The following is an 8,136-nucleotide window of genomic DNA, read 5'->3' on the forward strand; positions in this document are numbered from 1 at the left end:
CGCCGAGGCTGCGCGCCGATTGCCACCAGCCCGCCGGCACGACGATCTGCGGCCGCTCACCGGCTGCGAGATCGATTCCAAGCACCTGCTCCACAACGGTGCTGCCTTCTTCCCACATTGCCAGTGCCAGCGGGGCGCCGGCATGGAAATGCCAGACCTCGGCGGCGTCCTTGACCCGGTGCCAGGCCGAAACCTGATGCTCCTCAAGCAGGAAATAAATGGCGGTCGAATGGCCGCGCGCGCCGCCAGTGCCATCGCGAAAGGTCTCGGCATACCAGCCGCCTTCCGGATGCGGCTTCAGCCCGAGCGTCGCGATGATTTCGGCGGAGCTGGTCATGGCGTCGACGATATCACGGGCTCTAGAAGTTGTCCTTGCGCTTGCGGATTTCGGCAAAGACCTCGGCGTCGGAAGCCTTCTCCAGCCCAAGATGCTTGCGGATCGCCGGGTCGTGCCAGCGCAGGAAGGGATTGGTCGACAGTTCCTCGCCGATCGTCGTCGGCAGCGTCGGCTTGTTCTCGGCGCGCAGCTTTTCGATCCTGGCGGCGCGTTCCTTCAATGCTGAATTGGACGGGTCGACGGTCAGCGCGAAACGGGCGTTGGAGAGCGTGTATTCGTGGCCGCAATAGATGGCCGTTTCAGCTGGAAGTGCAGCCAGCTTCTTCAGCGAATCATACATTACCGGCGGCTTGCATTCGAACAGCCGCCCACAACCCAGCGCAAACAGCGTGTCGGCGGTGAACGCCACGCTCGAGGCCGGCAAATAATAGGAAACGTGGCCGGCAGTGTGGCCGGGGGTGGCGATGACTTCGATCCTTTCATCGCCAAGATGGAGAACCGAGCCGTCTTCGACGGTCTCGTCGATGCCGGGGATCTTGGCCTTTTCGGCCTCCGGGCCGACGATACGCAGCTTGAAGCGCTCCTTCAGCGCCAGATTGGCCTCAACGTGATCCATGTGATGATGTGTGGTCAGGATCATCGTCGGCGTCCAGCCGGTGCGCTTTATCGCGGCCAAGATTGGCGCTTCCTCGGGCGCATCGATGATCGCGGTCTGGCCGCTTTTGGGGTCATGCACCAGCACGCCGAAATTGTCGCTGCGGCACATGAACTGTTCGATTTCGACCGGCATCATATCTCTCCGTTATGGCCGCAGACATAGGGCGCTTGCGGGTCGATGTCATCCCGGATGTCGAATGACATTCCCGGAATGTCGGGTCGTCGCGGCCTTTTGTTGAAACCTGGCGACATCACGGCTACATCCCTGCCATGCATTCCGACATCGTCGATCTTCGCTCGTTCTATTCGACAACGCTCGGCCGGTTCGCCGAGCGTTCGATCACCATGGCGTTGTCGTCGATATGGGCGGCCGTTCCCAACGAGCGGCTGGTTGGTCTGGGCTACACCTTGCCGTGGCTGGAGCGGTTCGGCAGCGACGCCGAGCGGGTCTTCGCCTTCATGCCGGCAACGCAAGGCGCGGTGGTGTGGCCGGCGACGGGGCCGACGGCGACGGCACTGGTCTTCGACGAGGAACTGCCGCTGGTCGATTCCTGCATCGACCGCATGCTGCTCGTCCATTCGCTCGAACATGTCGAGAACCCGCGTGAGACGCTGAACGAGATCTGGCGCGTGCTGTCGCCGGCCGGCCGGGTGGTCATCGTCGTGCCCAACCGGCGTGGTGTCTGGGCGCGCTTCGAGCACACCCCATTCGGCAACGGCCGGCCTTTTTCGCGCGGCCAGCTTACGGAATTGCTGCGCGAGGCCAATTTCACGCCCGCAGCCTGGTCCGATGCGCTGTTCTTTCCGCCATCGCGGCGCCGTTTCATGATGCGCTTCCACAATGTACTGGAGCGCGCCGGCCGGCGGCTGTGGCCGATCTTTTCCGGGGTCATCGTGGTCGAGGCGCAGAAGCGGCTCTATCAAGGCGTGCCGGTGGCGCAGCGCGCATCGCGCCGCGTCTTCGTGCCGGTGCTGTCGCCGCATGGCGCCACCCGGCTTGGCCGTCACAAAGCGGATGCCAAGCCCTTGGCTGCGCGGGTGACGGCTTCGTGATCGCGGCAAGCGTGCCTGACGTCGTTTCCCTGCCTATCTGTCGCAAGCAGACCGACAGCCCATCCGGCAGCCCATACGAACGCCTGTCAAGTTTCTCCATCCGGTTGCAGCACTGACGCAAGGACCTCGGCCATGGCTGATCAACCGGACAATGCCGCCGCCGTTCAGCCGGTTGCCGTGGCGGTCGAGGCCAGCAGCCTGCACGATCAGGTGATGACGATCCGGCGGGCGCTTGCGGGATCGCCGGTTCGCAGATGGTTGCTGTGGACATCGGTCGGCATCATGGCCGTGATCATCGCAACGTCGATCGGCCAGGTTCTGCTCAACCGCTGGAACCAGCCTTTCTACGATGCGCTTGCCCGCCGCGACATGGCGGCCTTTTTGCACCAGCTCCTCGTCTTCGCGGCCATAGCCGGGGGACTTCTGGTGCTCAATATCGGCCAGACCTGGCTCAACCAGATGATCAGGCTCAAGCTGCGCGAGGCGCTGACGCTGGATCTGATCGATCAATGGATGCGGCCGGCGCGCGCCTTCCGGCTGGCCAATGCCGGCGCCATCGGCGTCAATCCCGACCAGCGCATGCAGCAGGACGCCGCGCATCTGTCCGATCTGTCAACCGATCTCGGCGTCGGCCTGCTGCAGTCGTGCATCCTGCTCGTGTCCTTCGTCGGCGTGCTGTGGGAGCTGTCCTCGGGCTTCGTGTTCCACATCGGCGGGACCTCGCTGGCCATACCTGGCTATATGGTCTGGGCCGCCATCCTTTACGCCGGCATCGCCTCCTGGCTGAGTTGGCTGGTCGGGCGGCCGCTCATCCGCCTGAACAGCGACCGCTATACACGCGAAGCCGAGCTGCGCTCCTCGATGGTGCGCGTCAACGAGAATGTCGATGCCATTGCGTTGTATCATGGCGAGGCCGACGCCAGGCGGCGGCTCGAACTCGATCTCGGCACGGTGCTCGGCGCCATGCGGCGCATCTACACCGCCCAGATCAACCTGTCCTGGGTGACCGACACCTATGGCTGGATCACCGTCGTGGCGCCCATACTGGTTGCTTCGCCCGTCTATTTCTCAGGTGATATCAGCTTTGGCGGGCTGATGATGGCGGTCGGCGCATTCAACCAGGTCCACTCCTCCTTGCGCTGGTTCATCAACAACATCGGCAGCATTGCCGATTGGCGCGCCACGCTGATGCGCGTGGCCGATTTCCGCATCGCGCTCGATGAAACCGATGCGCTGCACGACACCGAAAAGCGCATCGCCTTCGGCCAAAACGTCAGTGGCAGCCTGACTTTCGAGAAGCTCGAAGTGGCCTCGCCGGAGGGCTGCACCAGGCTCGCCGACCCGCATGTCGAAATCCGCCCCGGCGAGCGCGTCATGATCACCGGCGATCCCGGTGCGGGCAAGACGCTGTTCTTTCGTGCCATTGCCGGCCTGTGGCCATGGGGAAGCGGCCGGATCGGCCTGCCGGCGGGAGAAACCCCCATATTCGTGCCGCGCGTGCCTTATTTTCCGGTCGGCACATTGCGCGAAGTCCTCGATCACCCGAACGGCCCCGCGCCGGCGGACGATGCCGACATTTCGGCGGTGCTGGCCGAGGTCGGTCTGGGACGGCTATCCTCATCGCTCGACCGCGCCGGGCGTTGGGACCATGAGTTGGGCGATGACGAACAGCGCTCGCTGGCCTTCGCCAGGCTCGCGTTGCGGCAGCCGAAATGGGTGATCATCGACGAGGCGCTGGATGCATTCGACGGCCCATCGCTAAGACGCGTGCTGTCGATGCTCGAGAAGCGTTTGCCGGCGACAGCGATCCTCAACATCGGGCGCGGCCAGCACAACAACCACTTCTTCCCGCGCGCGTTGACGATCGTCAAGGATTCCGGTGCGCCAGCGCTGAAGCCCGCCCGCGTCAGAGCCGGCGCGATCGAACCGCCGCCAGTCGCCGCCCGCCGCAAGAAATGAGCTGATATCCGGACGGGGAAGCAAAGCTTTATTTTGCCGTGATCGCGAGGGAAGCTCTTCGGGAGAACAACCTGGTGACGGCCATGCTTGATGCTCTGCGCCTGCTTGCCTGTCTTGCCTGCGCCCAGGCTGCTCCCGCCGCCTCGCCGCGGGATGCGCTCGCCGTCGACGTCGAGCTGGTGCTGGCAGTCGACATCTCGCTGTCGATGGACGAGAAGGAGTTCGCGCTGCAGCGCGCCGGTTATGTCGAGGCGCTGCGGCATCCCGACTTCATCAAGGCTGTTCGCGCCGGCGCCACGGGCCGCATAGCGCTGACCTATTTCGAGTGGGCCGGCACGGTGCGCGACGACGCGGTCATCGGCTGGCAGATCATCGATAGTGCCGAGAGCGCCAACAGCTTTGCCGACGAGGTCGCGGCGCGCCCGTTCCGCAGCTTTCGCGGCACTTCGATTTCCGGCGCGCTGGCCTTCGGTGCCGAGCTTTTCGACCGCACGTCTTTCCAGGGCGAACGTAGCGTCATCGACATTTCGGGCGACGGACCGAACAATATCGGGCCGCCAGTCACCGCGACGCGTGATGCGGCGACTGCCAAAGGCATCGTCGTCAACGGCCTGCCGATCCTGATCAGCCCGTCGCCCACCTTCAGCCATCTCGACCAGTATTACGCGCAGTGCGTGACCGGCGGGCCCGGTTCCTTCGTGCTGCCCATCTATGCCGCCGCGGAGTTTTCGACAGCCATCCGGCGCAAGCTGATCCTCGAAGTGAGCGGCATTCGGGACAAGGCGAGAATCACCCCCGTCGACGCGGCCAAGCCGATAGACTGCCTGCAGGGCGAACGGGACAGGCGGTTTTTATCGGATCCGTATTTTCCCGAACTTGACCGCTGAGCTCTCGATAGTGCGGTTCACGCAATCCGGAGGGAAAACCGTTCCACGATTTTCCTGGAGTTGCTCTGGGTTCAGGCGAGCCGGGCGCCACATTGGTTGCGAAACTCGTTGGAGAGATCGCGGCGCCAGCGTCGGCCATGGACATAGCCTTGCATCAATTCCGGCAGCGAGTAGCCAAGCGCTTTCGACGATCGGTTGGCCATATAGCCCTGGAATGCCTCCGGTATCCTGCCTCGCAGGATATCGGCGATGAGCTGCCGCGAGATCATGTAAGGCGGAATGTGCGGGTAGGCGTGGGCAATATGAGGATGTTTGCCCATCAGGTTCGCATAGGCCTCGACATAGCCGTCACGGCGGCCGGAAATCGAGTTCTCCGAATTGTATTTCGTCCAGTCGAGGTCCTCGGACAGTTGCGCACCGAAGCGCCGGGCAAGGCGCAGCAGCAATTCGCGATCCTGCATGCGGGTGATGTCGCTGTCGTAGCCGCCGATGGCCAGCAAGGCTTCACGGCGAGCAGTGATCGCGGAGCCGGCGATGAAGATGGTCTGCCCAACCAGCGTCCGCTCAAGCATTGCGGGGCTCACGAATGCCTCTGGGTTGGCGCAGTTTGTGATGCGATTGCCCTTCAGGGACACGAACGAACTGATCAGCACTTGCAGTGCAGGATTTTCATCGAACCAGGTCAGGGTTCGTTCAAGCCGGTGCGGCAAGTAGATGTCGTCGGAATCGAGGAACGTCACCAACGGTGCCCGCGCCCGCTCGATGCCGGCATTCCTGGCGGCGTTGGCGCCTCGCCATTTCGCCCCGACATAGATCAGCCGCGGGTCCTGGATGCGGGCCAGCGCCGCTTCGGTCCCATCGGTCGAACCATCGTCGACGACAATGTGCTCAAACCTCGACATGCTCTGGGAGAATACGCTTTCCACGGCGCGCAACACTGTTTCGCGTCGGTTGTGGGTCGGCGTAATGACCGTGATGAGAGGTACTGGATCGATCCCGGCCATGTCTGTCAGCTGTTTCCTGCGCAGGGTTGCGCGTCTGTCCAGGACTTTTCGATTTTCAGAACGGTCGAATGGATTGGACTTCCCTTTCTCTACACCACATCACAGTCGGCGCGACGCTATAAAAAACGACTGCCCCTGTCACCCACCGTGCCGGTACTCAATCCAGGCGAGACAACGAATCCCCGCTCTTAGCGTTCCAATTGCAACAGCACCGCCGCACATAGCATTACGAATCACCGTGGAAGCAACCCATCATGACAGATAGCATACATCCCATTACCTCAGACGTAATCGCTTAGCGCTCGGCCTTTGGTCAGATTGCCCATGCAGAGGCCGGCAACTCGGCTTCGATGACAAGGGAGTTCAGTCATGGCCGCTTACGCCGTCGCCCATATGCGCCAAGCCACAATGGGTCCGCAGATCGTCGAATATCTGCATAGGATAGATGCCACGCTGGAACCTTTCGGCGGCCGTTTTCTGGTCCATGGCGGCGATGTGGAGGTGATCGAGAACGACTGGCCTGGCCATCTGATCATCATAGAATTTCCCGACAGGCAGCATGTGCATGGCTGGTACAATTCGCCGGCCTACCAAGCGATACTGGCGCTGCGCACGGACAATTCGGAGGCCGATGTGGTGTTCGTCGACGGCGTCGAACATCCGCACAAGGCCACGGATGTTCTGGAGCAATCGCCGGATCAAGGATCAATTGGACGCTGAACTGCGGTTCAAGGAATGGCGGTACAGCGTCTAGCTATGCCCAACATAGTCTGGCACCGTTTCGATTTTGTCGCGAACCATGCCAGTTGCGAAACTGAACTGGCCCCAAAACGCCAAACCATAAAATGCCTGACCGACAATCAGAGAAAAGGGAACCTGCCAAAGCGGCATCCCGGTTTCCCGGGCATGGCCTACGATCCGTCGTGTCGTGCGCCATGACATGGTGAGCCACCGGCTGAAGGACTTGACTATCCGTCGCGTGCGGCTCGGCGAATTGAGCGCAACGAACTTCCGGTCGGCGTCGCGACCTGTAACCAGGGCGCGCCAGTAAAAGAACCGCCAGCCCCGCGGCGAATAGTGATAAACGCGTGCGTTGACATTATGAATTTTGTGGCCTTCCCGCAGCAGTTCGCGCATCAGCAAAGTGCAGGAAACCTTGAAGCCGTTATGTTTTGGAAAAGGGTGGCTGAGGATCCACTCGCGTCGAAACGCTACATTGTTGGCGTTGATCGCTCGCTTCGAGGCAAATCGACCGTCTCCACGGGCCATCGGGAAAAACCAGATCAACGCAAAGGTTCTTGAAAAGAAGTCGTCGTATGAAAGGTATGCGCTGAACCGGTTGCTGAAACCGATGAGATTTCCCGAGCCAAGGCCTTCATCCCAACGCCGATCTCGTCCCAGTCGATCGACTTTGCATTCTCCATTTCGACGACGAGTGAATAAGTTGCGCGTTCTTCGACCATTTTTGCCCCCCCGAGCCGTCAGTGTGGCTATAGCCGCACTAGCCCGCTGTCAAACAGTCGACGCCATTTACACTGGTTCGCGATCGTCATACAGGGCGACTTTGCTCGGCGGCAAACACACTGTTGCTTGGCGAGTCGGGTCTTTGATCGGTGCGGAAATTACCGTTTCAGCAAGAACACTGCCTGCTGGCCGAAGAAATTCCAGAACCACCACGGCATCGACAGGCCGATCTTCTGGCCGGCGGCGTCGAGGGCGGTTGCCTTCTCGACTGTCGCGCCGAGTTCGTCGCACAGATTGACGAAATCGCGGATGGTGCAGAAGTGGATGTTGGGCGTGTCGTACCAGGAATAGGGCAGGTCCTTGGTCACCGGCATGCGGCCGTTGAGGAACAGCGACAGGCGCACACGCCAATGGCCGAAATTGGGGAAGGAGACGATGGCGCGGTTGCCGATCCTGAGCAGTTCGTCGAGCACCAGCTTGGGGTTGCGGGTGGCCTGCAGCGTCTGCGACAGGACGACGAAGTCAAAGCCCTTGTCGGGATAGAATTCGAGATCCTTGTCGGCATCGCCCTGGATGACCGAGAGGCCGCGCGCCACACATTCGTTGACGCCGCGCTGCGACAGCTCGAGTCCGCGGCCGTCGACCTGCTTGGTGTCCTGCAGCAGTTCGAGCAGCGAGCCGTCGCCCGAGCCGACATCGAGCACGCGCGACTGTGGCGGGATGAGGGTGGCGACGACTTCGAGGTCGACGCGCTGGTCGCGGTTGACGCTCATGG

10 protein-coding genes are annotated in these 8,136 nt (G+C 61.9%); 4 read left to right on the forward strand and 6 right to left on the reverse strand.

Annotated features, from left to right (window positions below; all coding sequences use genetic code 11):
• Together EN925_RS13325 and gloB are read right to left on the reverse strand one after the other, a co-directional pair.
• Window positions 1-337: cupin domain-containing protein (locus EN925_RS13325; protein WP_164894198.1), on the reverse strand; the 337-nt coding region annotated here is incomplete at its 3' end.
• A gap of 22 nt (window positions 338-359) precedes the next feature.
• Window positions 360-1,127, reverse strand: coding sequence for a hydroxyacylglutathione hydrolase (gene gloB, locus EN925_RS13330; protein ID WP_013529378.1), 768 nt, complete (start codon window positions 1,125-1,127; stop codon window positions 360-362).
• Between the two features lie 137 nt (window positions 1,128-1,264).
• Here gloB and EN925_RS13335 point away from each other — a divergent pair, with 137 nt between their 5' ends.
• From EN925_RS13335 to EN925_RS13345, 3 genes are all read left to right on the forward strand, one after another.
• The gene (locus EN925_RS13335) at window positions 1,265-2,047 is read left to right on the forward strand and encodes a methyltransferase domain-containing protein (protein ID WP_013529379.1); all 783 of its coding nucleotides are present in this window, start codon (window positions 1,265-1,267) and stop codon (window positions 2,045-2,047) included.
• A 132-nt stretch (window positions 2,048-2,179) separates the two neighbouring features.
• Window positions 2,180-4,006 carry an ABC transporter ATP-binding protein/permease gene (locus tag EN925_RS13340; protein ID WP_024503747.1) on the forward strand — a complete coding sequence of 609 codons (1,827 nt, stop codon included), beginning with the start codon at window positions 2,180-2,182 and terminating at the stop codon, window positions 4,004-4,006.
• An 83-nt stretch (window positions 4,007-4,089) separates the two neighbouring features.
• Window positions 4,090-4,893: a DUF1194 domain-containing protein gene (locus tag EN925_RS13345; RefSeq protein ID WP_063169101.1), complete on the forward strand. Its 804-nt coding sequence runs from the start codon at window positions 4,090-4,092 to the stop codon at window positions 4,891-4,893.
• Between the two features lie 71 nt (window positions 4,894-4,964).
• Here the strand turns inward: EN925_RS13345 and EN925_RS13350 are convergent, their stop codons facing one another.
• On the reverse strand, window positions 4,965-5,897 hold the full coding sequence (locus EN925_RS13350) for a glycosyltransferase family 2 protein (RefSeq protein ID WP_013529382.1): 933 nt from the start codon (window positions 5,895-5,897) through the stop codon (window positions 4,965-4,967).
• 369 nt (window positions 5,898-6,266) lie between these two features.
• Between EN925_RS13350 and EN925_RS13355 the strand changes: the two genes are divergently transcribed.
• Window positions 6,267-6,617 (forward strand): DUF1330 domain-containing protein, encoded by a 351-nt coding sequence (locus EN925_RS13355; protein WP_013529383.1) that lies wholly within the window; start codon window positions 6,267-6,269, stop codon window positions 6,615-6,617.
• Between the two features lie 30 nt (window positions 6,618-6,647).
• On the opposite strand, the gene EN925_RS13360 is transcribed toward EN925_RS13355, so the two are convergent.
• The 3 genes from EN925_RS13360 to metW all read right to left on the reverse strand — a co-directional run bounded on the left by EN925_RS13360 (window position 6,648) and on the right by metW (window position 8,134).
• On the reverse strand, window positions 6,648-7,184 hold the full coding sequence (locus EN925_RS13360; RefSeq protein WP_245461066.1) for a hypothetical protein: 537 nt from the start codon (window positions 7,182-7,184) through the stop codon (window positions 6,648-6,650).
• Window positions 7,181-7,360, reverse strand: coding sequence for a hypothetical protein (locus EN925_RS40695; RefSeq protein WP_245461067.1), 180 nt, complete (start codon window positions 7,358-7,360; stop codon window positions 7,181-7,183). The genes EN925_RS13360 and EN925_RS40695 overlap by 4 nt, the downstream gene beginning before the upstream one ends.
• A 159-nt stretch (window positions 7,361-7,519) precedes the next feature.
• Complete coding sequence (metW, locus tag EN925_RS13365) at window positions 7,520-8,134, reverse strand: methionine biosynthesis protein MetW (RefSeq protein ID WP_127417364.1); 615 nt, start codon at window positions 8,132-8,134, stop codon at window positions 7,520-7,522.
• Between the last annotated feature and the right edge of the window lie 2 nt (window positions 8,135-8,136).

It is taken from the genome of Mesorhizobium sp. M7A.F.Ca.US.006.04.2.1 (assembly GCF_004022915.1).
Lineage (GTDB): Bacteria > Pseudomonadota > Alphaproteobacteria > Rhizobiales > Rhizobiaceae > Mesorhizobium > Mesorhizobium ciceri.